This is a genomic window from Geobacillus lituanicus (genome assembly GCF_050994965.1).
In the GTDB taxonomy this organism is placed as follows: Bacteria; Bacillota; Bacilli; order Bacillales; family Anoxybacillaceae; genus Geobacillus; species Geobacillus stearothermophilus.
Genome location: NZ_CP194773.1, coordinates 510,820 through 530,184 on the forward strand (window position 1 = coordinate 510,820; position 19,365 = coordinate 530,184).

32 protein-coding genes and 1 pseudogene are annotated in these 19,365 nt (G+C 51.2%); all 33 read left to right on the forward strand.

The annotated features are described in order from the left end of the window. Positions 1–46 precede the first annotated feature (46 nt). The 33 genes and pseudogenes from rpsL to ACR1UW_RS02645 all read left to right on the forward strand — a co-directional run bounded on the left by rpsL (position 47) and on the right by ACR1UW_RS02645 (position 19,278). Positions 47–469, forward strand: a complete 423-nt coding sequence (gene rpsL, locus ACR1UW_RS02485; protein ID WP_033008650.1) for a 30S ribosomal protein S12 — start codon at positions 47–49, stop codon at positions 467–469. Positions 470–527: 58 nt separating this feature from the next. Then, on the forward strand, positions 528–998 hold the full coding sequence (gene rpsG, locus ACR1UW_RS02490) for a 30S ribosomal protein S7 (protein WP_033008652.1): 471 nt from the start codon (positions 528–530) through the stop codon (positions 996–998). 169 nt (positions 999–1,167) lie between these two features. After that, positions 1,168–3,246, forward strand: coding sequence for an elongation factor G (gene fusA / locus ACR1UW_RS02495; RefSeq protein WP_055358131.1), 2,079 nt, complete (start codon positions 1,168–1,170; stop codon positions 3,244–3,246). Positions 3,247–3,374: 128 nt separating this feature from the next. Next, a pseudogene (gene tuf, locus ACR1UW_RS02500) lies at positions 3,375–4,563 on the forward strand (elongation factor Tu). Between the two features lie 350 nt (positions 4,564–4,913). Continuing rightward, positions 4,914–5,222 (forward strand): 30S ribosomal protein S10, encoded by a 309-nt coding sequence (gene rpsJ, locus ACR1UW_RS02505; RefSeq protein ID WP_008881945.1) that lies wholly within the window; start codon positions 4,914–4,916, stop codon positions 5,220–5,222. 20 nt (positions 5,223–5,242) lie between these two features. Beyond that, complete coding sequence (gene rplC / locus ACR1UW_RS02510; RefSeq protein WP_033008659.1) at positions 5,243–5,884, forward strand: 50S ribosomal protein L3; 642 nt, start codon at positions 5,243–5,245, stop codon at positions 5,882–5,884. 29 nt (positions 5,885–5,913) lie between these two features. Further along, positions 5,914–6,537 carry a 50S ribosomal protein L4 gene (gene rplD, locus ACR1UW_RS02515; protein ID WP_033008661.1) on the forward strand — a complete coding sequence of 208 codons (624 nt, stop codon included), beginning with the start codon at positions 5,914–5,916 and terminating at the stop codon, positions 6,535–6,537. Further along, the gene (gene rplW, locus ACR1UW_RS02520; RefSeq protein WP_033008663.1) at positions 6,537–6,824 is read left to right on the forward strand and encodes a 50S ribosomal protein L23; all 288 of its coding nucleotides are present in this window, start codon (positions 6,537–6,539) and stop codon (positions 6,822–6,824) included. The genes rplD and rplW overlap by 1 nt, the downstream gene beginning before the upstream one ends. Before the next feature lie 27 nt (positions 6,825–6,851). Next, the gene (gene rplB / locus ACR1UW_RS02525; RefSeq protein ID WP_011229623.1) at positions 6,852–7,682 is read left to right on the forward strand and encodes a 50S ribosomal protein L2; all 831 of its coding nucleotides are present in this window, start codon (positions 6,852–6,854) and stop codon (positions 7,680–7,682) included. 33 nt (positions 7,683–7,715) lie between these two features. Then, on the forward strand, positions 7,716–7,994 hold the full coding sequence (gene rpsS / locus ACR1UW_RS02530) for a 30S ribosomal protein S19 (protein WP_003247570.1): 279 nt from the start codon (positions 7,716–7,718) through the stop codon (positions 7,992–7,994). Positions 7,995–8,012: 18 nt separating this feature from the next. After that, positions 8,013–8,354 carry a 50S ribosomal protein L22 gene (rplV, locus tag ACR1UW_RS02535; protein WP_033008668.1) on the forward strand — a complete coding sequence of 114 codons (342 nt, stop codon included), beginning with the start codon at positions 8,013–8,015 and terminating at the stop codon, positions 8,352–8,354. A 3-nt stretch (positions 8,355–8,357) separates the two neighbouring features. Beyond that, positions 8,358–9,014 (forward strand): 30S ribosomal protein S3, encoded by a 657-nt coding sequence (rpsC, locus tag ACR1UW_RS02540; RefSeq protein WP_033008670.1) that lies wholly within the window; start codon positions 8,358–8,360, stop codon positions 9,012–9,014. 2 nt (positions 9,015–9,016) lie between these two features. Continuing rightward, a complete protein-coding gene (gene rplP, locus ACR1UW_RS02545) occupies positions 9,017–9,442 on the forward strand; it encodes a 50S ribosomal protein L16 (protein ID WP_011229627.1) in 426 nt (141 codons plus the stop codon). After that, entirely contained in the window at positions 9,442–9,642 is a 201-nt protein-coding gene (gene rpmC, locus ACR1UW_RS02550; protein WP_011229628.1) for a 50S ribosomal protein L29, read from the forward strand. Before rplP ends, rpmC begins: the two co-directional genes overlap by 1 nt. 22 nt (positions 9,643–9,664) lie before the next feature. Continuing rightward, positions 9,665–9,928, forward strand: a complete 264-nt coding sequence (gene rpsQ / locus ACR1UW_RS02555) for a 30S ribosomal protein S17 (protein WP_033008672.1) — start codon at positions 9,665–9,667, stop codon at positions 9,926–9,928. 48 nt (positions 9,929–9,976) lie between these two features. Continuing rightward, positions 9,977–10,345 carry a 50S ribosomal protein L14 gene (gene rplN, locus ACR1UW_RS02560; RefSeq protein WP_011229630.1) on the forward strand — a complete coding sequence of 123 codons (369 nt, stop codon included), beginning with the start codon at positions 9,977–9,979 and terminating at the stop codon, positions 10,343–10,345. 36 nt (positions 10,346–10,381) lie between these two features. Then, positions 10,382–10,693 (forward strand): 50S ribosomal protein L24, encoded by a 312-nt coding sequence (rplX, locus tag ACR1UW_RS02565; protein ID WP_011229631.1) that lies wholly within the window; start codon positions 10,382–10,384, stop codon positions 10,691–10,693. Positions 10,694–10,720: 27 nt separating this feature from the next. Continuing rightward, entirely contained in the window at positions 10,721–11,260 is a 540-nt protein-coding gene (gene rplE, locus ACR1UW_RS02570; protein ID WP_033008675.1) for a 50S ribosomal protein L5, read from the forward strand. Between the two features lie 29 nt (positions 11,261–11,289). After that, entirely contained in the window at positions 11,290–11,475 is a 186-nt protein-coding gene (locus tag ACR1UW_RS02575) for a type Z 30S ribosomal protein S14 (RefSeq protein WP_003247599.1), read from the forward strand. A gap of 33 nt (positions 11,476–11,508) precedes the next feature. Beyond that, on the forward strand, positions 11,509–11,907 hold the full coding sequence (gene rpsH / locus ACR1UW_RS02580) for a 30S ribosomal protein S8 (RefSeq protein WP_033008676.1): 399 nt from the start codon (positions 11,509–11,511) through the stop codon (positions 11,905–11,907). A 32-nt stretch (positions 11,908–11,939) separates the two neighbouring features. Further along, entirely contained in the window at positions 11,940–12,476 is a 537-nt protein-coding gene (rplF, locus tag ACR1UW_RS02585) for a 50S ribosomal protein L6 (RefSeq protein ID WP_011229634.1), read from the forward strand. A 33-nt stretch (positions 12,477–12,509) separates the two neighbouring features. Further along, entirely contained in the window at positions 12,510–12,872 is a 363-nt protein-coding gene (rplR, locus tag ACR1UW_RS02590; protein ID WP_033008681.1) for a 50S ribosomal protein L18, read from the forward strand. Between the two features lie 19 nt (positions 12,873–12,891). Beyond that, complete coding sequence (gene rpsE, locus ACR1UW_RS02595; RefSeq protein ID WP_033008682.1) at positions 12,892–13,392, forward strand: 30S ribosomal protein S5; 501 nt, start codon at positions 12,892–12,894, stop codon at positions 13,390–13,392. A 13-nt stretch (positions 13,393–13,405) separates the two neighbouring features. Beyond that, the gene (gene rpmD, locus ACR1UW_RS02600; RefSeq protein WP_033008683.1) at positions 13,406–13,594 is read left to right on the forward strand and encodes a 50S ribosomal protein L30; all 189 of its coding nucleotides are present in this window, start codon (positions 13,406–13,408) and stop codon (positions 13,592–13,594) included. A 20-nt stretch (positions 13,595–13,614) separates the two neighbouring features. Beyond that, a complete protein-coding gene (gene rplO / locus ACR1UW_RS02605) occupies positions 13,615–14,055 on the forward strand; it encodes a 50S ribosomal protein L15 (RefSeq protein WP_011229638.1) in 441 nt (146 codons plus the stop codon). Next, positions 14,055–15,347, forward strand: coding sequence for a preprotein translocase subunit SecY (gene secY, locus ACR1UW_RS02610; protein ID WP_063210959.1), 1,293 nt, complete (start codon positions 14,055–14,057; stop codon positions 15,345–15,347). The genes rplO and secY overlap by 1 nt, the downstream gene beginning before the upstream one ends. A 43-nt stretch (positions 15,348–15,390) precedes the next feature. After that, entirely contained in the window at positions 15,391–16,044 is a 654-nt protein-coding gene (locus tag ACR1UW_RS02615; protein WP_033008686.1) for an adenylate kinase, read from the forward strand. After that, positions 16,041–16,781, forward strand: coding sequence for a type I methionyl aminopeptidase (gene map, locus ACR1UW_RS02620; protein ID WP_033008687.1), 741 nt, complete (start codon positions 16,041–16,043; stop codon positions 16,779–16,781). Before ACR1UW_RS02615 ends, map begins: the two co-directional genes overlap by 4 nt. A 209-nt stretch (positions 16,782–16,990) precedes the next feature. Beyond that, complete coding sequence (gene infA, locus ACR1UW_RS02625; RefSeq protein ID WP_011229642.1) at positions 16,991–17,209, forward strand: translation initiation factor IF-1; 219 nt, start codon at positions 16,991–16,993, stop codon at positions 17,207–17,209. Positions 17,210–17,244: 35 nt separating this feature from the next. Continuing rightward, the gene (rpmJ, locus tag ACR1UW_RS02630; RefSeq protein WP_003247619.1) at positions 17,245–17,358 is read left to right on the forward strand and encodes a 50S ribosomal protein L36; all 114 of its coding nucleotides are present in this window, start codon (positions 17,245–17,247) and stop codon (positions 17,356–17,358) included. Between the two features lie 21 nt (positions 17,359–17,379). Beyond that, positions 17,380–17,745, forward strand: coding sequence for a 30S ribosomal protein S13 (rpsM, locus tag ACR1UW_RS02635; protein ID WP_008881920.1), 366 nt, complete (start codon positions 17,380–17,382; stop codon positions 17,743–17,745). Between the two features lie 25 nt (positions 17,746–17,770). Continuing rightward, positions 17,771–18,160 carry a 30S ribosomal protein S11 gene (rpsK, locus tag ACR1UW_RS02640; protein WP_011229644.1) on the forward strand — a complete coding sequence of 130 codons (390 nt, stop codon included), beginning with the start codon at positions 17,771–17,773 and terminating at the stop codon, positions 18,158–18,160. Positions 18,161–18,333: 173 nt separating this feature from the next. After that, positions 18,334–19,278: a DNA-directed RNA polymerase subunit alpha gene (locus ACR1UW_RS02645; protein ID WP_033008688.1), complete on the forward strand. Its 945-nt coding sequence runs from the start codon at positions 18,334–18,336 to the stop codon at positions 19,276–19,278. Positions 19,279–19,365 lie beyond the last annotated feature (87 nt).

Below are 19,365 nucleotides of genomic sequence, written 5' to 3' on the forward strand. Positions count from 1 at the left end.
TGGATATGTGGGCTTAAACGATACATGTGAAAGGAGGAACTTTTTCATGCCTACAATCAACCAATTAGTCCGCAAAGGACGCGAGAAAAAAGTATTTAAATCGAAATCCCCTGCGTTGAACAAAGGGTACAACAGCTTCAAAAAAGAACAAACAAACGTGGCGTCTCCGCAAAAACGCGGCGTCTGCACGCGTGTCGGCACGATGACGCCGAAAAAACCGAACTCGGCGCTTCGGAAATATGCCCGTGTCCGTCTGACGAACGGGATCGAGGTAACGGCTTACATCCCGGGGATCGGCCATAACTTGCAAGAACACAGCGTTGTGCTGATCCGCGGCGGACGTGTTAAAGACTTGCCAGGGGTGCGCTACCATATCATCCGCGGTGCGCTTGATACGGCTGGCGTTGCCAACCGGATGCAAGGTCGTTCGAAATACGGCGCGAAAAAACCAAAAGCAGCGAAAAAATAATGAAGTGAAGAAAAAATAATGAAGTGAAGAGAATGTTTTCCTGAAGGGAGGAAAAACTATGCCACGTAGAGGCCCTGTTGCTAAACGTGACGTATTGCCAGACCCAATTTATAATTCAAAACTTGTTACCCGTTTGATCAATAAAATTATGATCGACGGAAAAAAATCAAAAGCGCAAAAAATTCTTTACACTGCCTTTGATATTATTCGTGAACGAACGGGTAAAGATCCAATGGAAGTGTTTGAGCAAGCGCTGAAAAACGTGATGCCGGTGTTGGAAGTGCGCGCTCGCCGCGTCGGCGGAGCGAACTACCAAGTTCCGGTCGAAGTCCGTCCGGATCGCCGCGTCTCCCTCGGATTGCGCTGGCTTGTGCAATACGCCCGCCTTCGCGGAGAGAAAACGATGGAAGAACGCTTGGCGAACGAAATTATGGATGCTGCCAACAACACGGGCGCAGCGGTGAAAAAACGCGAAGATACGCACAAAATGGCCGAAGCGAACAAAGCGTTTGCCCACTACCGCTGGTAAGAATAGCTGCTTGAAAGGAATAGGTGAAAAGGCGCAATCGACGGCCTGTTCACCTATCTTCCTACATATTTCGGCTTTTTGGCCGCGTGCGCGATCATTTCTCTGCAGAACAAGAGGATGGAGGCGCCATCTATCTATTTTATTTTGAAGGAAGGAGAAAATAACCACTATGGCAAGACAGTTCTCCTTGGAAAATACTCGCAACATCGGGATCATGGCGCACATTGACGCCGGGAAGACGACGACGACCGAACGGATCTTGTTCTATACCGGCCGTGTTCATAAAATCGGGGAAGTGCATGAAGGCGCAGCCACGATGGACTGGATGGAGCAAGAGCAAGAGCGCGGGATCACGATCACGTCGGCGGCGACAACGGCACAATGGAAAGGCCACCGCATCAACATCATCGATACGCCGGGGCACGTCGACTTCACGGTTGAGGTTGAACGTTCGTTGCGCGTATTGGATGGAGCTATCACGGTTTTAGACGCGCAGTCAGGCGTAGAGCCGCAAACGGAAACGGTTTGGCGCCAAGCGACGACGTATGGCGTTCCGCGGATCGTGTTCGTCAACAAAATGGACAAGATTGGTGCGGACTTCTTGTATGCGGTGAAAACGCTCCATGACCGCTTGCAAGCAAACGCTCACCCGGTGCAGCTGCCGATCGGCGCTGAAGACCAGTTCTCTGGCATTATCGACTTGGTTGAAATGTGCGCATACCATTACCACGATGAGCTCGGCAAAAACATTGAGCGCATTGAAATTCCGGAAGAATATCGCGATATGGCAGAAGAGTACCATAACAAGTTGGTTGAGGCGGTCGCTGAGCTGGACGAAGAATTAATGATGAAATATTTGGAAGGCGAAGAGATCACGAAAGAAGAGCTGAAAGCCGCCATCCGCAAGGCGACGATCAGCGTTGAATTCTTCCCGGTCTTCTGCGGCTCGGCGTTTAAAAACAAAGGTGTTCAGCTGCTTCTTGACGGTGTTGTCGACTACTTGCCGTCTCCGGTAGACATTCCGCCCATCCGCGGGGTGATTCCGGATACGGAAGAAGAAGTAACGCGTGAAGCGCGCGACGACGCTCCGTTTGCGGCGCTGGCATTCAAAATTATGACCGACCCGTATGTCGGGAAATTGACGTTCTTCCGCGTATACTCGGGAACGCTCGATTCCGGTTCGTACGTCATGAACTCGACGAAACGCAAACGCGAACGGATCGGCCGCTTGCTGCAAATGCACGCCAACCATCGGGAGGAAATCTCGAAAGTATACGCCGGCGACATTGCGGCAGCAGTAGGTTTAAAAGATACGACAACCGGCGATACTCTATGTGATGAGAAAAACCTCGTCATCCTAGAATCGATGCAGTTCCCAGAGCCGGTTATTTCGGTCGCGATCGAACCGAAATCGAAAGCGGACCAAGACAAAATGGGTCAAGCGCTGCAAAAATTGCAAGAAGAAGACCCGACGTTCCGCGCTCACACCGACCCGGAAACAGGGCAAACGATCATTTCCGGGATGGGCGAGCTGCATCTTGACATCATCGTTGACCGGATGCGCCGTGAGTTCAAAGTTGAGGCGAACGTCGGCGCGCCGCAAGTTGCTTACCGCGAAACGTTCCGCAAATCGGCCCAAGTCGAAGGCAAATTCGTTCGCCAGTCCGGCGGTCGCGGTCAATACGGTCACGTTTGGATCGAATTCTCGCCGAACGAACGCGGCAAAGGCTTCGAATTCGAAAACGCCATTGTCGGCGGTGTCGTTCCGAAAGAGTATGTGCCGGCCGTTCAAGCTGGTTTGGAAGAAGCGATGCAAAATGGCGTCTTAGCTGGCTATCCGATCGTCGACATTAAAGCGAAACTGTTCGACGGATCGTACCACGACGTCGACTCGAGTGAAATGGCGTTCAAAATCGCCGCTTCATTGGCGCTGAAAAACGCCGCGACGAAGTGTGAGCCGGTTCTCCTTGAGCCGATCATGAAAGTCGAAGTTGTCATCCCTGAGGAATACCTCGGCGACATTATGGGTGACATCACGTCTCGCCGCGGTCGCGTTGAAGGGATGGAAGCGCGCGGGAATGCCCAAGTCGTGCGCGCGATGGTACCGCTGGCCGAAATGTTCGGTTATGCGACATCGCTCCGTTCGAACACGCAAGGGCGCGGAACATTCTCGATGGTATTTGATCACTACGAAGAAGTTCCGAAAAACATCGCCGATGAAATTATCAAAAAAAATAAAGGCGAATAATTGATTTCTCTTGCTAGTTCCGCTATAAATACTTATGTAAGTAAGACTTGGGAACATTTTGTTCCCAAGCATCCTATACTTACCTAACTATACAAATTCATATTTTACTTTTAAGGAGGATCTTTCTCATGGCTAAAGCGAAATTTGAGCGCACGAAACCGCACGTCAACATTGGCACGATCGGCCACGTTGACCATGGGAAAACGACGCTGACAGCTGCGATCACGACGGTTCTTGCGAAACAAGGGAAAGCCGAAGCAAAAGCGTACGACCAAATCGACGCAGCTCCGGAAGAGCGTGAACGCGGGATCACGATTTCGACGGCCCACGTCGAGTATGAAACGAGATGCTCGTCACTACGCGCACGTTGACTGCCCGGGCCACGCTGACTACGTCAAAAACATGATCACGGGCGCAGCGCAAATGGACGGTGCAATCCTTGTTGTATCGGCAGCTGACGGTCCGATGCCGCAAACGCGCGAACACATTCTTCTCTCCCGCCAAGTCGGCGTTCCGTACATCGTTGTTTTCTTGAACAAATGCGACATGGTGGACGACGAAGAATTGCTTGAACTCGTTGAAATGGAAGTTCGCGACCTTCTCTCTGAATACGACTTCCCGGGCGATGAAGTGCCGGTTATCAAAGGTTCGGCATTAAAAGCGCTCGAAGGCGATCCGAAATGGGAAGAAAAAATCATTGAATTGATGAACGCGGTTGATGAGTACATCCCGACTCCGCAACGTGAAGTTGACAAACCGTTCATGATGCCGATTGAGGACGTTTTCTCGATCACAGGCCGTGGTACGGTTGCGACGGGCCGTGTTGAGCGCGGTACGCTCAAAGTCGGTGACCCGGTTGAAATCATCGGTCTTTCTGACGAGCCGAAAGCCACGACGGTTACGGGTGTTGAAATGTTCCGTAAACTTCTTGACCAAGCAGAAGCTGGAGACAACATCGGTGCGCTTCTCCGCGGTGTATCGCGCGACGAAGTTGAGCGTGGTCAAGTATTGGCAAAACCGGGCTCAATCACGCCGCATACGAAATTTAAAGCACAAGTTTACGTTCTGACGAAAGAGGAAGGCGGACGCCATACTCCGTTCTTCTCGAACTATCGTCCGCAATTCTACTTCCGCACAACGGACGTAACAGGCATCATCACGCTTCCGGAAGGCGTTGAAATGGTTATGCCTGGCGACAACGTTGAGATGACGGTTGAGCTGATCGCGCCGATCGCGATCGAGGAAGGAACGAAATTCTCGATCCGTGAAGGCGGCCGTACAGTTGGCGCTGGTTCCGTATCGGAAATCATCGAGTAATCAAGAAAAAAGGATGTCCAATCGTTGGACATCCTTTTTTCTTTATCCTGGCTGCCAGAGAATTCTATTCATCACCGTTCTTTCAATCTTTGACGCGGCTTTGCCAAACTTCACCGTTTGGGTGTCTTGTTGAAAATGAGGCGGCCGCTATGTATAATGAGGAAGTGTGGGAAAAGCGAAGAAATCACTTGCAATCTCGCTTACATACGAGTATAATATCAAATGTTGGTCTTTGACTGCGATGAAGTGGAAGGTTGCTGACACACCCGGCCGCTTTGCCACGGCGGTGTGCAGGAAATTTCCATGGAGAAGTCTATTTTCAAAATAGGCGAAGAAGGAGGGAAACCAAAATGGCAAAAGAAAAAATCCGTATTCGTTTAAAGGCTTATGATCATCGAATTTTAGATCAATCGGCAGAGAAAATCGTCGAAACGGCAAAACGTTCTGGGGCGAAAGTGTCGGGGCCGATCCCGCTGCCGACGGAAAGAACGGTCTATACGATTTTGCGTGCCGTTCACAAGTACAAAGACTCTCGTGAACAATTCGAAATGCGGACACACAAACGTTTGATTGACATTATCAATCCGACTCCGCAAACGGTTGATTCGTTGATGCGGCTGGATTTGCCGTCGGGCGTTGATATTGAAATTAAACTTTAATCGATTAGGAGGTGTGACGAATGACGAAGGGAATCTTAGGCAGAAAAATCGGTATGACGCAAATATTTGCGGAAAATGGCGATTTGATTCCGGTTACTGTCATCCATGCAACGCCAAACGTCGTGTTGCAAAAGAAAACGATCGAAAACGACGGTTATGAAGCGATCCAATTAGGGTTTGAAGATATTAGCGAAAAACGCGCCAACAAACCGCAAATTGGCCATGCTGCCAAAGCAAACACGGCACCTAAGCGCTTCATTCGTGAAATTCGCGGCGCCAACATCAATGAGTATGAAGTTGGCCAAGAAGTAAAAGTGGACATTTTCAGCGAAGGCGACATCGTCGATGTCACAGGCATTTCCAAAGGGAAAGGGTTCCAAGGGGCCATTAAGCGCCACGGCCAGTCGCGCGGGCCAATGGCTCACGGTTCTCGCTATCATCGTCGCCCGGGTTCGATGGGTGCCATCGCGCCAAACCGCGTATTCAAAACGAAAAACTTGCCGGGACGCATGGGCGGCGAGCGTGTGACGATTCAAAACTTGAAAATTGTCAAGGTCGATCCGGAACGCAACTTGTTGCTCATCAAAGGGAACGTACCGGGCCCGAGAAAAGGATTAGTGATCGTAAAAAGCGCCGTTAAAGCGAAAGCGAAGGCGAAATAACATTTGGCCGAGAAAGGAGGAACTACGTAATGCCAAAAGTAGCATTATATAACCAAAACGGGCAGACAGTCGGAGAAATCGAGCTGAACGATGCCGTTTTTGGGATTGAACCGAATAAACACGTATTGTTCGAAGCTGTCATTATGCAGCGCGCCTCGATGCGCCAAGGAACGCACAAAACGAAAAACCGCGCGGAAGTGAGCGGCGGCGGCCGCAAACCGTGGCGTCAAAAAGGGACAGGACGCGCCCGCCAAGGTTCGATTCGCGCTCCGCAATGGCGCGGCGGCGGCACGGTCTTTGGTCCGGTTCCGCGCAGCTACAGCTACAAATTGCCGAAAAAAGTCCGCCGTTTAGCGATCAAATCGGCATTGTCTTCAAAAGTGCTCGAAAACGACATCGTGGTACTGGACCAATTGTCGCTTGAAGCACCGAAGACGAAGGAAATGGTCAAAATTTTAAACAATCTCTCGGTGGATCGGAAAGCACTCATTGTGACCGACGAACTCAATGAGAATGTATATTTGTCGGCGCGCAACATCCCGGGCGTCAAAGTCGTTCCAGCCAACGGCATCAACGTGCTTGACGTGTTAAACCACGATAAGCTCGTCATTACGAAGGCGGCCGTGGAGAAAGTAGAGGAGGTGCTTGCATAATGAAAGACCCTCGCGACATTATTAAGCGCCCCATCATCACGGAAAACACAATGAATTTGATCGGGCAAAAGAAATATACGTTTGAGGTCGACGTCAAAGCGAACAAAACGGAAGTGAAAGACGCGGTCGAGAAAATTTTTGGCGTCAAAGTCGAGAAAGTCAACATCATGAACTATAAAGGGAAATTTAAACGCGTCGGCCGCTACAGCGGCTATACGAACCGCCGCCGCAAAGCGATCGTTACGCTGACGCCAGACAGCAAAGAAATCGAACTGTTTGAAGTGTAAGACTAAAAGCGAAGGAGGGACATTCCGATGGCGATTAAAAAATACAAACCGACATCGAACGGCCGTCGCGGCATGACGGTGCTTGATTTCTCGGAGATCACGACAGACCAGCCGGAAAAATCGCTGCTTGCTCCATTAAAGAAAAAAGCAGGCCGCAACAACCAAGGGAAAATTACCGTTCGCCATCAAGGCGGGGGTCATAAGCGTCAATACCGGATCATCGACTTTAAGCGTGACAAAGATGGAATTCCAGGACGCGTTGCTACGATTGAGTACGATCCGAACCGCTCGGCGAACATCGCGCTCATCAACTATGCAGACGGTGAAAAACGGTACATCATCGCGCCGAAAAACTTAAAAGTCGGCATGGAAATCATGTCGGGTCCGGATGCGGACATTAAAATCGGGAATGCATTGCCGCTTGAAAACATCCCGGTCGGTACGCTTGTCCACAACATCGAATTGAAGCCGGGCCGCGGCGGGCAATTGGTGCGCGCAGCCGGAACGTCGGCGCAAGTGCTCGGGAAAGAAGGCAAATATGTCATCGTTCGCCTCGCTTCGGGCGAAGTGCGCATGATTTTGGGCAAATGCCGCGCTACTGTCGGTGAAGTCGGCAACGAGCAGCACGAACTTGTCAACATCGGGAAAGCAGGGCGCGCTCGCTGGTTAGGCATCCGTCCGACTGTTCGCGGTTCGGTTATGAACCCAGTTGATCATCCGCACGGCGGTGGTGAAGGGAAAGCACCGATCGGACGCAAGTCGCCGATGACGCCGTGGGGCAAACCGACGCTCGGATACAAAACGCGCAAAAAGAAAAACAAATCGGATAAATTCATCATTCGCCGCCGTAAGAAATAATGAACGAGCGCAATTCAGAAGGGAGGTTCACTTATGGGTCGCAGCTTGAAAAAAGGTCCGTTTTGCGATGAACATTTGATGAAAAAAATCGAAAAGCTCAATGAAACTGGGCAAAAACAAGTGATCAAAACATGGTCTCGCCGTTCGACGATCTTCCCGCAGTTTGTCGGCCATACGATCGCCGTATATGACGGCCGCAAACATGTACCGGTATACATCACAGAAGACATGGTCGGGCACAAATTGGGTGAATTTGCGCCGACGCGCACGTTCCGCGGCCATGCTGGCGATGACAAGAAAACAAAACGGTAATGAGAGGAGGTTCTGGATATGCAAGCTAAAGCTGTTGCGAGAACCGTTCGCATCGCTCCTCGTAAAGCGCGCTTAGTCATTGACTTGATCCGTGGGAAGGAAGTGGGCGAAGCATTCGCGATTTTGCGCCACACGCCAAAAGCGGCTTCCCCGATCATTGAAAAAGTGTTGAAATCGGCTGTTGCCAACGCTGAACACAACTATGACATGGACGTCAACAACTTGGTCATTTCCCAAGCGTACGTTGATGAAGGTCCAACGTTGAAACGTTTCCGTCCGCGTGCGATGGGCCGGGCAAGCGCCATTAATAAACGCACAAGCCATATTACAATCGTCGTGTCAGAAAAGAAGGAGGGATAATCCGTGGGTCAAAAGGTCAATCCGATCGGTCTGCGCATCGGCATCATTCGTGACTGGGAATCGAGATGGTATGCGGAAAAAGACTATGCAGACCTCGTGCATGAGGACTTAAAAATCCGTGAATACATCAACAAACGTTTGCAGGACGCAGCCGTTTCCCGCGTAGAGATTGAACGCGCCGCCAACCGCGTCAACGTGACGATCCATACGGCGAAACCGGGCATGGTCATCGGGAAAGGCGGTTCGGAAGTGGAAGCGCTCCGCAAAGCGCTCACGCAATTGACCGGCAAACGCGTTCACATCAACATCGTTGAAATCAAAAAACCGGATTTGGATGCGAAACTTGTTGCGGAAAATATTGCCCGCCAGCTTGAAAACCGCGTATCGTTCCGCCGGGCGCAAAAACAAGCGATTCAACGGGCGATGCGCGCCGGGGCGAAAGGGATCAAAACGATGGTGTCCGGCCGCTTAGGCGGTGCAGAGATTGCACGTTCGGAACATTACAGCGAAGGGACGGTTCCACTCCATACGCTGCGCGCTGACATTGACTATGCGACGGCAGAAGCCGATACGACGTACGGAAAAATCGGCGTGAAAGTATGGATTTACCGTGGGGAAGTCCTTCCGACAAAGAAAAAAGCTGAGGAAGGAGGAAAATAATCATGTTAATGCCAAAACGCGTCAAATATCGCCGTGAACATCGCGGACGGATGAAAGGCCGCGCCAAAGGCGGTACGGAAGTTCATTTTGGTGAATTCGGCCTGCAAGCGCTGGAATCGGCTTGGATTACGAACCGGCAAATTGAGGCCGCCCGTCGGGCAATGACCCGCTACATGAGACGGGGCGGAAAAGTATGGATTCGCATTTTCCCTTCGAAACCGTACACAGCGAAACCGCTTGAAGTGCGGATGGGTTCCGGTAAAGGGGCTCCGGAAGGCTGGGTTGCCGTTGTCAAACCAGGCAAAGTGATGTTTGAAGTGGGCGGTGTTTCCGAGGAAGTGGCACGTGAAGCGTTGCGTTTGGCTTCTCACAAACTTCCGATCAAATGCAAATTCGTAAAACGTGAAGAAACTGGTGGTGAAGCGTAATGAAAGCGAAAGAAATCCGTGAGTTAACCACTGCCGAAATCGAACAAAAAATTAAAGCGTTGAAGGAAGAGTTGTTCAACCTTCGCTTCCAGCTGGCGACGGGCCAACTGGAAAACACGGCGCGCATCCGCCAAGTGCGCAAAGACATCGCCCGTATGAAAACGATCATTCGCGAACGTGAGCTCGCTGCCAATAAATAATGTTTGAGAGGAGGTTTGCGGAATGAGCGAACGCAATCAACGAAAAGTGTACGTCGGACGGGTCGTATCAGACAAAATGGACAAAACGATTACCGTTTTGGTTGAAACGTACAAAAAACATCCGTTATACGGCAAGCGCGTGAAATATTCAAAAAAATATAAAGCGCATGACGAACATAACGAAGCGAAAGTGGGCGACATCGTCAAAATCATGGAAACCCGCCCGCTGTCGGCAACGAAACGGTTCCGCCTCGTCGAGATCGTTGAAAAAGCAGTTGTTCTGTAATCATTTCATTCCAGTTCGGGGAGATAAGTCCGAAAGGAGGTTTCGTCGATGATTCAACAAGAATCTCGCTTAAAAGTAGCTGATAACTCTGGCGCACGCGAAGTGCTTGTCATTAAAGTGCTCGGAGGCTCGGGCCGCCGCTATGCGAACATCGGCGATGTTGTTGTCGCTACGGTTAAAGATGCGACGCCAGGTGGCGTTGTTAAAAAAGGTCAAGTTGTAAAAGCGGTGGTCGTCCGCACAAAACGCGGGGTGCGCCGTCCGGACGGTTCATATATCCGTTTTGACGAGAACGCCTGTGTCATCATCCGCGATGACAAAAGCCCGCGCGGCACGCGTATTTTTGGGCCGGTTGCCCGCGAACTGCGCGACAAAGATTTCATGAAAATCATTTCGTTAGCCCCGGAAGTTATCTAATGGGACGGAAGCACGTTTCAAGGAGGTGCGAATGCGATGCATGTAAAAAAAGGTGACAAAGTGCAAGTAATCTCCGGCAAAGACAAAGGCAAACAAGGCGTCATCCTGGCGGCGTTTCCGAAGAAAAACCGCGTCATCGTTGAGGGCGTCAACATTGTGAAAAAGCATGCGAAACCGTCGCAAGCGAATCCGCAAGGCGGCATCATCGAAAAAGAGGCGCCGATCCACGTGTCGAAAGTGATGCCGTTAGATCCGAAAACAGGCGAACCGACGCGCATCGGCTACAAAATTGTCGACGGTAAAAAAGTGCGCTACGCGAAAAAATCCGGAGAGATTTTAGATAAATAATCGTGACGCAGGAAAGGAGGTACCTTTATGAACCGCCTAAAAGAGAAGTATGTAAAAGAAGTCGTTCCTGCTCTGATGAGCAAGTTCAACTATAAATCGATCATGCAAGTGCCGAAAATCGAAAAAATCGTCATCAACATGGGTGTCGGCGACGCGGTGCAAAACCCGAAAGCATTAGACAGCGCCGTCGAAGAGCTGACGTTGATCGCCGGCCAGCGTCCGGTTGTGACGCGCGCGAAAAAATCGATTGCGGGCTTCCGTCTCCGCCAAGGGATGCCGATCGGTGCAAAAGTAACGTTGCGCGGTGAACGGATGTATGAATTTCTTGATAAGTTGATCTCGGTCTCGCTCCCGCGCGTGCGCGACTTCCGCGGGGTATCGAAAAAAGCGTTCGATGGCCGCGGCAACTATACGCTCGGCATTAAAGAGCAGCTCATTTTCCCGGAAATTGACTACGATAAAGTGAACAAAGTGCGCGGCATGGATATCGTGATCGTCACAACGGCCAACACGGACGAAGAAGCGCGTGAACTGCTGGCGTTGCTGGGCATGCCATTCCAAAAATAATGATCCCATAAGGCAAGGGAGGCGAAATCGTGGCTAAAAAATCGATGATCGCGAAACAAAAACGGACGCCGAAGTTTAAAGTAAGAGCGTATACCCGCTGCGAGCGCTGCGGCCGCCCGCATTCGGTTTACCGCAAGTTTAAACTTTGCCGTATTTGTTTCCGTGAACTCGCATATAAAGGTCAACTTCCTGGCATCAAAAAAGCCAGCTGGTAATCAACCCATTGATTGGGAAGGAGGTAAAACAAAATGGTGATGACAGATCCAATTGCTGATATGCTGACCCGCATTCGGAATGCGAATATGGTTCGTCACGAAAAGCTCGAAGTCCCGGCTTCGAAAATCAAGCGGGAAATCGCCGAAATTTTAAAGCGCGAAGGGTTTATTCGTGATTATGAATATATCGAAGACAACAAACAAGGCATTCTCCGCATCTTCTTGAAGTATGGCCCGAACAATGAACGCGTCATTACAGGGCTGAAACGCATCAGCAAACCCGGTTTGCGCGTATACGTCAAGGCTCATGAAGTGCCGCGCGTCTTAAACGGCTTAGGCATCGCGATTCTTTCGACATCGCAAGGCGTCTTAACGGACAAAGAAGCACGGCAAAAAGGCACGGGCGGCGAAGTAATCGCCTACGTTTGGTAATTTATTTGCTCAAGAATGGAGGTGTGTTTGACATGTCACGTGTCGGCAAAAAACCAATTGAAATTCCTGCCGGTGTCACCGTTACTGTGAACGGCAATACCGTTACGGTCAAAGGGCCAAAAGGGGAATTAACCCGCACGTTCCATCCGGATATGACGATCACCGTTGAGGGCAATGTGATCACCGTTACGCGCCCAAGCGATGAAAAACATCACCGCGCGCTCCACGGCACGACGCGCAGCTTGCTCGCCAACATGGTCGAAGGCGTTTCGAAAGGGTATGAAAAAGCGCTCGAACTCGTTGGTGTCGGGTACCGGGCGTCCAAACAAGGGAAAAAGCTTGTGTTGAGCGTCGGTTACTCCCATCCGGTAGAAATTGAGCCAGAGGAAGGGCTCGAAATCGAAGTGCCGTCCCAAACGAAAATTATCGTCAAAGGGGCAGACAAACAACGCGTCGGCGAATTGGCAGCCAACATTCGTGCTGTACGTCCGCCGGAGCCGTATAAAGGCAAAGGCATTCGCTACGAAGGCGAATTGGTGCGCCTGAAGGAAGGCAAAACTGGTAAATAACGCGGCATAGCGAAGCGAAAGGAGTGACACTCGATGATCACAAAAGTTGACCGAAACGCGGTCCGCAAAAAAAGACACGCGCGCATCCGGAAAAAAATCTTCGGCACGACTGAACGTCCGCGGTTGAGCGTGTTCCGTTCGAACAAACATATTTATGCACAAATTATTGATGATACAAAATCAGCAACGATTGTCAGCGCGTCGACATTGGATAAAGAGTTCGGCTTAGATTCGACGAACAACATTGAGGCGGCGAAAAAAGTCGGCGAACTTGTCGCCAAACGGGCGTTGGAAAAAGGCATCAAACAAGTCGTTTTCGATCGCGGCGGATATTTGTACCATGGCCGGGTGAAAGCACTAGCGGATGCCGCCCGCGAAGCCGGTCTGGAATTCTAATCACAAAGGAGGGACAACGATGCGTCGTATCGATCCAAATAAACTCGAACTCGAAGAGCGTGTAGTCGCGGTCAACCGTGTAGCAAAAGTCGTGAAAGGCGGACGTCGCCTGCGCTTTTCAGCTCTCGTCGTCGTCGGCGATAAAAACGGCCACGTCGGATTTGGCACCGGGAAAGCGCAAGAAGTTCCGGAAGCGATCCGCAAAGCCATTGAAGATGCGAAGAAAAACTTAATTGAAGTGCCGATCGTCGGCACAACGATTCCACATGAAGTCATCGGCCACTTCGGCGCTGGGGAAATCATTTTAAAACCGGCCTCTGAAGGTACCGGGGTTATCGCCGGCGGTCCGGCCCGTGCCGTATTAGAGCTGGCGGGCATCAGCGACATTTTGTCAAAATCGATCGGCTCGAACACGCCAATCAACATGGTGCGCGCCACGTTCGATGGGTTGAAACAATTAAAACGCGCCGAAGACGTAGCAAAATTGCGCGGCAAAACAGTCGAGGAACTGTTAGGATAAGGAGGGAACGATCATGGCAAAAAAACTGGCGATTACCCTCACGCGCAGCGTGATTGGCCGTCCGGAAGATCAGCGCATTACCGTCAGAACGCTCGGCTTGCGGAAAATGCATCAAACGGTCGTCCATAACGACAATCCTGCCATCCGCGGGATGATCAACAAAGTCGCTCATCTGGTCAAAGTGAAAGAAATTGAGGAATAATCGTAAGGAGGTGCTTCGCCATGAAACTTCATGAATTGCAACCAGCGCCGGGTTCCCGGAAGAAAGCGGTTCGTGTCGGCCGCGGGATCGGGTCAGGCAACGGCAAAACGTCCGGACGTGGTCAAAAAGGTCAAAATGCCCGCTCGGGTGGGGGGGTTCGCCTCGGTTTTGAGGGCGGTCAAACACCGTTGTTCCGCCGTTTGCCGAAGCGCGGCTTCACGAACATCAACCGGAAAGAATATGCAGTCGTGAACTTGGAAAAACTGAACCGTTTTGAAGACGGAACGGAAGTAACGCCGGAATTGCTCCTTGAAACGGGCGTTATTAGCAAGTTGAAATCGGGTGTGAAAATTTTAGGCAAAGGCCAAATCGAGAAAAAACTGACGGTCAAAGCACATAAATTCTCAGCATCGGCGAAAGAGGCCATTGAAGCGGCTGGCGGTAAAACTGAGGTGATTTAATGTTTCGGACAATCTCCAACTTTATGCGCGTCAGTGATATTCGAAACAAAATCATTTTCACTCTTCTTATGCTGATCGTGTTCCGCATCGGAACGTTCATCCCGGTTCCGAGCGTGAACACTGATGTGCTCAAGCTGCAAGATGAATTAAATGCGTTCGGCGTCCTGAACATTTTTGGCGGCGGGGCGCTGCAAAACTTTTCAATTTTTGCCATGGGGGTTATGCCCTACATCACCGCGTCGATTATCGTCCAGCTGCTGCAAATGGACGTCGTTCCGAAATTTACAGAATGGTCGAAGCAAGGCGAGGTTGGCCGGCGTAAATTAGCTCAGTTTACCCGCTATTTCACGGTCGTGCTCGGGTTTATCCAAGCGCTTGGCATGTCGTACGGCTTCAACAATTTAGCCGGCGGGATGCTCATTCGAAATCCGGGCATCGGCACGTATTTGTTGATCGCGGTTGTCTTGACGGCCGGCACCGCATTTTTAATGTGGCTCGGCGAACAGATCACCGCGAAAGGCGTGGGCAATGGCATTTCGATCATTATTTTCGCCGGAATTGTCTCAGGCATTCCGACGGTCTTGAACCAAATTTACGCCCAACAGTTTGAAAATGTCGGGGAAGATTTGTTTTTGCGCATCGTCCGGCTCCTGCTCGTGGCGTTGGCGGTCATCGCCGTCATCGTTGGGGTCATTTACATCCAGCAGGCGTTCCGGAAAATTCCGATCCAATATGCCAAACGGCTTGAAGGCCGGAGTCCGGTTGGCGGCCATTCCACCCACTTGCCGTTAAAAGTGAACCCGGCCGGGGTTATTCCAGTGATTTTTGCGATCTCATTTTTAATTGCACCACCGACGATCGCATCGTTTTTTGGCACGAATGATGTAACATTGTGGATTCGCCGAACGTTTGATTATACCCATCCGATTGGCATGACGATTTACGTCGTGCTTATTATCGCGTTTACGTACTTTTATGCGTTCGTCCAAGTCAACCCGGAGCAAATGGCGGAGAATTTGAAGAAGCAAGGCGGCTACATTCCAGGCATCCGTCCTGGAAAGAATACACAAGAGTATGTAACGAGAATTTTGTACCGGCTGACGCTCGTCGGCTCTGTCTTTTTAGCGGTCATTGCCGTGCTGCCGGTGTTCTTCGTGAACGTTGCGAACTTGCCACCTTCTGCGCAAATTGGCGGTACGAGCTTGCTCATTGTCGTCGGCGTGGCGCTGGAGACAATGAAACAGCTTGAGAGCCAGCTGGTGAAACGCCATTACCGTGGATTCATCAAATAAAGAAGGCAAGAGCGGGCATCCCTTGCCGATAGGGGGAGTTAGGATGAATTTAGTGCTGATGGGGCTTCCGGGTGCCGGCAAAGGCACGCAGGCCGAGAAAATCGTAGCGGCTTACGGTATTCCGCACATTTCAACGGGCGATATGTTTCGGGCGGCGATGAAGGAAGGAACGCCGCTAGGGCTTCAAGCGAAGCAATATATGGACCGCGGCGACCTTGTTCCGGATGAAGTGACGATCGGCATTGTCCGTGAACGGCTGAGCAAAGACGATTGCCAAAACGGTTTTTTGCTCGATGGATTCCCGCGCACGGTCGCTCAAGCGGAGGCGCTGGAAACGATGTTGGCCGACATCGGCCGCAAACTTGACTATGTCATCCATATCGATGTCCGCCAAGACGTTTTAATGGAGCGCTTGACCGGCAGACGGATTTGCCGCAACTGCGGAGCGACGTACCATCTTGTTTTTCATCCGCCGGCGAAACCGGGTGTTTGCGATAAGTGCGGGGGGGAATTGTACCAGCGCGCCGATGATAACGAAGCGACAGTGGCGAACCGGCTCGAAGTGAATATGAAACAAATGAAGCCGCTCCTTGACTTTTACGAACAAAAAGGTTATTTGCGCCACATTAACGGCGAACAGGACATGGAAAAGGTGTTTGCCGATATTCGTGAATTGCTCGGGGGACTTGCTCGATGATCATTTGCAAAACCGCGCACGAAATCACCCTCATGCGCGAGGCTGGAAAAATTGTTTCCGCTACGTTGGAAGAGTTGAAAAACCATATTCGCCCCGGGGTCACGACAAAGGAACTGGATGCCATCGCGGAGGAAGTGATTCGTTCCCATGGCGCCGTTCCATCGTTTAAAGGATACCAAGGGTTCCCGGGAAGCATTTGCGCTTCAGTCAATGAGGAGCTTGTGCACGGCATTCCCGGCGACCGTGTGTTATGCGAGGGCGACATTATTACGATCGATGTGGGTGCCCAGTATGAAGGGTATCACGCCGACTCCGCCTGGACGTATCCCGTTGGGGAGATCGATGCGGAGACGAAGCGGCTGCTCGACGTAACAGAACAATCGTTGTATGTCGGACTCGCCGAGGCGAAGCCAGGCGCTCGTTTGACGAACATTTCTCATGCGATTCAAACGTATGTTGAAGCGCACCATTTTTCCGTCGTTCGCGAGTATGTGGGGCATGGAATTGGTCAACACTTACATGAAGACCCGCAAGTCCCACATTATGGGCCGCCGAATAAAGGGCCGATTTTGCGTCCGGGGATGACGCTATGCATCGAACCGATGGTCAATGCGGGCAGCCGCCATGTCAAAACGTTGGCTGATGACTGGACCGTCGTGACGGCGGACGGAAAACGGTGTGCCCATTTTGAACATACGATTGTGATTACGGAAAATGGCTATGAAATTTTAACGTGAACGGATCGAGGCAGAGCCGCCTCGAGGCGCTCGGGCAGATCGGCGAACCGTTTTCAACGTTTGCAGTTGTCTAAAGCTGTTTTGTCGATTCCGCGATCAAGGCGGCCGCTTACCGACCTTCCCGTTCACCGTGGACAATTGCGCCGCCTTATGTCCGTCCGGTTTTGCGTAACACAATGTTACTCATTCGAAGGAGGGGGAGCCGCTCGATGGCAAAAGACGATGTCATTGAAGTAGAAGGCACCGTCATTGAAACATTGCCAAATGCGATGTTTCGTGTAGAATTAGAAAATGGGCATACGGTATTGGCCCATGTGTCCGGCAAAATCCGCATGCACTTCATCCGCATTTTGCCCGGCGACCGAGTGACGGTGGAATTGTCGCCCTATGATTTGACGCGTGGACGAATCACGTATCGGTATAAATAAAAGATTGCACTCCGTTTAATAAGGAGGTAAACAACATGAAAGTGAGACCATCTGTCAAACCGATTTGCGAAAAATGCAAAGTTATTCGCAGACGCGGCAAAGTCATGGTCATTTGTGAAAATCCAAAACACAAACAACGTCAAGGGTAATTTCCAAGGAGGTGTACTACGATGGCACGTATTGCAGGTGTTGACATTCCGCGCGACAAGCGCGTAGTCATTTCGTTAACATACATTTACGGGATCGGCAAACCAACGGCGCAAAAAATCTTAAAAGAAGCAGGGGTATCGGAAGACACGCGCGTCCGTGACTTAACGGAAGAAGAGCTTGGCCGCATTCGCGAAATCGTCGGCCGCTTAAAAGTGGAAGGGGATTTGCGCCGCGAAGTATCGTTAAACATTAAACGGCTGATGGAAATCGGTTGCTATCGCGGACTCCGCCATCGCCGCGGATTGCCGGTTCGCGGCCAAAACACGAAAAACAATGCCCGCACGCGCAAAGGTCCGCGCCGTACGGTAGCGAATAAGAAAAAATAATCACGCAAAGGAGGTCATTTGACGAATGGCACGCAGAACAAACACTCGCAAACGCCGGGTGAGAAAAAATATTGACACTGGCATCGCTCATATCCGTTCGACTTTCAACAACACGATCGTGACGATTACGGACGTTCATGGCAACGCCATCGCCTGGGCGAGCGCCGGTTCGCTCGGATTCAAAGGCTCGCGTAAATCGACGCCGTTTGCGGCGCAAATGGCAGCCGAAGCGGCAGCGAAAGCGTCGATGGAACACGGCATGAAAACGGTCGAAGTGAACGTCAAAGGTCCGGGGGCTGGCCGTGAGGCAGCGATCCGTGCGTTGCAGGCAGCCGGGTTGGAAATTACGGCGATCAAAGACGTCACTCCAATCCCGCACAATGGATGCCGTCCGCCAAAACGTCGCCGCGTGTAACGCCCCTGTATAGAATTTGAACCATTGTCAATAATGGGATATGATAAAGACCGTGACAGGGAAGCCGGCTTTGGCCGCCGGCAAGCTGAAAGAGAGAGATTCATGGGGGAATGTTGTTAGGCGTGTACCGTTTGGTCGGGGTCTCGACGTTTTGAAGGAGGGTATAATAATCGATGATTGAAATTGAAAAGCCGAAAATTGAAACGGTCGAACTGAGCGAAGATGCCAAATACGGCAAATTCGTCGTCGAACCGCTTGAGCGTGGATATGGTACAACTTTAGGGAACTCCTTACGTCGTATCCTATTGTCTTCACTCCCTGGTGCGGCTGTGACATCGGTGCAAATCGACGGTGTACTGCACGAGTTTTCAACGATTGACGGCGTCGTCGAGGATGTGACAGCCATCATCTTGAATATCAAAAAATTGGCGTTGAAGATTTATTCAGATGAAGAGAAAACGTTGGAAATTGATGTGCAGGGTGAAGGAGTTGTCACGGCTGCCGATATTACTCACGACAGCGATGTAGAAATTTTAAACCCGGACCTTCATATTGCTACGCTGGCGGAAGGCGGTCGCCTGCGCATGCGCATGACCGCCAGACGGGGACGTGGGTATGTCCCGGCCGAGGCGAACAAGCGCGAGGACCAGCCCATCGGCGTGATTCCGATCGACTCCATCTATACGCCGGTCTCCCGTGTTTCCTATCAGGTCGAAAATACACGGGTCGGCCAAGTGACCGACTATGACAAATTGACGATCGACGTTTGGACCGATGGGAGCATCGGGCCGAAAGAAGCCATTTCCCTTGGGGCGAAAATTTTAACCGAGCACTTGAACATTTTTGTCGGCTTGACGGATGAAGCGCAAAATGCTGAAATCATGGTAGAGAAAGAGGACGATCAAAAAGAAAAAGTGCTGGAAATGACGATCGAGGAGCTCGATCTGTCTGTCCGTTCCTACAACTGCTTGAAGCGTGCCGGCATTAACACCGTTCAGGAGCTGACGCAAAAAACGGAAGAGGATATGATGAAAGTGCGCAACCTCGGCCGCAAATCGCTCGAAGAAGTGAAAGCGAAGTTAGCGGAGCTGGGGCTTAGCCTCCGTAAAGACGATTAAGCGCCAGCCCCGCCCGGTGGGGCGGACATGCGCGTTGGCCATAGATTTGGCGTTAAGCGCCGATCGACTACGACAGCAATGAGGAAC

What these genes read in the sequence shown, in the direction of transcription:
- rplE (WP_033008675.1), top strand. Translation starts at nt 10,721, where the DNA reads ATGAACCGCCTAAAAGAGAAGTATGTAAAAGAAGTCGTTCCTGCTCTG.
- rpsG (WP_033008652.1), top strand. Translation starts at nt 528, where the DNA reads ATGCCACGTAGAGGCCCTGTTGCTAAACGTGACGTATTGCCAGACCCA.
- rpmC (WP_011229628.1), top strand. Translation starts at nt 9,442, where the DNA reads ATGAAAGCGAAAGAAATCCGTGAGTTAACCACTGCCGAAATCGAACAA.
- rpmJ (WP_003247619.1), top strand. Translation starts at nt 17,245, where the DNA reads ATGAAAGTGAGACCATCTGTCAAACCGATTTGCGAAAAATGCAAAGTT.
- rpsM (WP_008881920.1), top strand. Translation starts at nt 17,380, where the DNA reads ATGGCACGTATTGCAGGTGTTGACATTCCGCGCGACAAGCGCGTAGTC.
- fusA (WP_055358131.1), top strand. Translation starts at nt 1,168, where the DNA reads ATGGCAAGACAGTTCTCCTTGGAAAATACTCGCAACATCGGGATCATG.
- rplF (WP_011229634.1), top strand. Translation starts at nt 11,940, where the DNA reads ATGTCACGTGTCGGCAAAAAACCAATTGAAATTCCTGCCGGTGTCACC.
- rplO (WP_011229638.1), top strand. Translation starts at nt 13,615, where the DNA reads ATGAAACTTCATGAATTGCAACCAGCGCCGGGTTCCCGGAAGAAAGCG.
- rplC (WP_033008659.1), top strand. Translation starts at nt 5,243, where the DNA reads ATGACGAAGGGAATCTTAGGCAGAAAAATCGGTATGACGCAAATATTT.
- rpmD (WP_033008683.1), top strand. Translation starts at nt 13,406, where the DNA reads ATGGCAAAAAAACTGGCGATTACCCTCACGCGCAGCGTGATTGGCCGT.
- rpsQ (WP_033008672.1), top strand. Translation starts at nt 9,665, where the DNA reads ATGAGCGAACGCAATCAACGAAAAGTGTACGTCGGACGGGTCGTATCA.
- rplP (WP_011229627.1), top strand. Translation starts at nt 9,017, where the DNA reads ATGTTAATGCCAAAACGCGTCAAATATCGCCGTGAACATCGCGGACGG.
- rplN (WP_011229630.1), top strand. Translation starts at nt 9,977, where the DNA reads ATGATTCAACAAGAATCTCGCTTAAAAGTAGCTGATAACTCTGGCGCA.
- secY (WP_063210959.1), top strand. Translation starts at nt 14,055, where the DNA reads ATGTTTCGGACAATCTCCAACTTTATGCGCGTCAGTGATATTCGAAAC.
- rpsE (WP_033008682.1), top strand. Translation starts at nt 12,892, where the DNA reads ATGCGTCGTATCGATCCAAATAAACTCGAACTCGAAGAGCGTGTAGTC.
- infA (WP_011229642.1), top strand. Translation starts at nt 16,991, where the DNA reads ATGGCAAAAGACGATGTCATTGAAGTAGAAGGCACCGTCATTGAAACA.
- ACR1UW_RS02615 (WP_033008686.1), top strand. Translation starts at nt 15,391, where the DNA reads ATGAATTTAGTGCTGATGGGGCTTCCGGGTGCCGGCAAAGGCACGCAG.
- rplB (WP_011229623.1), top strand. Translation starts at nt 6,852, where the DNA reads ATGGCGATTAAAAAATACAAACCGACATCGAACGGCCGTCGCGGCATG.
- rpsL (WP_033008650.1), top strand. Translation starts at nt 47, where the DNA reads ATGCCTACAATCAACCAATTAGTCCGCAAAGGACGCGAGAAAAAAGTA.
- rpsS (WP_003247570.1), top strand. Translation starts at nt 7,716, where the DNA reads ATGGGTCGCAGCTTGAAAAAAGGTCCGTTTTGCGATGAACATTTGATG.
- rpsH (WP_033008676.1), top strand. Translation starts at nt 11,509, where the DNA reads ATGGTGATGACAGATCCAATTGCTGATATGCTGACCCGCATTCGGAAT.
- map (WP_033008687.1), top strand. Translation starts at nt 16,041, where the DNA reads ATGATCATTTGCAAAACCGCGCACGAAATCACCCTCATGCGCGAGGCT.
- rplR (WP_033008681.1), top strand. Translation starts at nt 12,510, where the DNA reads ATGATCACAAAAGTTGACCGAAACGCGGTCCGCAAAAAAAGACACGCG.
- rpsJ (WP_008881945.1), top strand. Translation starts at nt 4,914, where the DNA reads ATGGCAAAAGAAAAAATCCGTATTCGTTTAAAGGCTTATGATCATCGA.
- ACR1UW_RS02645 (WP_033008688.1), top strand. Translation starts at nt 18,334, where the DNA reads ATGATTGAAATTGAAAAGCCGAAAATTGAAACGGTCGAACTGAGCGAA.
- rpsK (WP_011229644.1), top strand. Translation starts at nt 17,771, where the DNA reads ATGGCACGCAGAACAAACACTCGCAAACGCCGGGTGAGAAAAAATATT.
- rplV (WP_033008668.1), top strand. Translation starts at nt 8,013, where the DNA reads ATGCAAGCTAAAGCTGTTGCGAGAACCGTTCGCATCGCTCCTCGTAAA.
- rplD (WP_033008661.1), top strand. Translation starts at nt 5,914, where the DNA reads ATGCCAAAAGTAGCATTATATAACCAAAACGGGCAGACAGTCGGAGAA.
- rplW (WP_033008663.1), top strand. Translation starts at nt 6,537, where the DNA reads ATGAAAGACCCTCGCGACATTATTAAGCGCCCCATCATCACGGAAAAC.
- rplX (WP_011229631.1), top strand. Translation starts at nt 10,382, where the DNA reads ATGCATGTAAAAAAAGGTGACAAAGTGCAAGTAATCTCCGGCAAAGAC.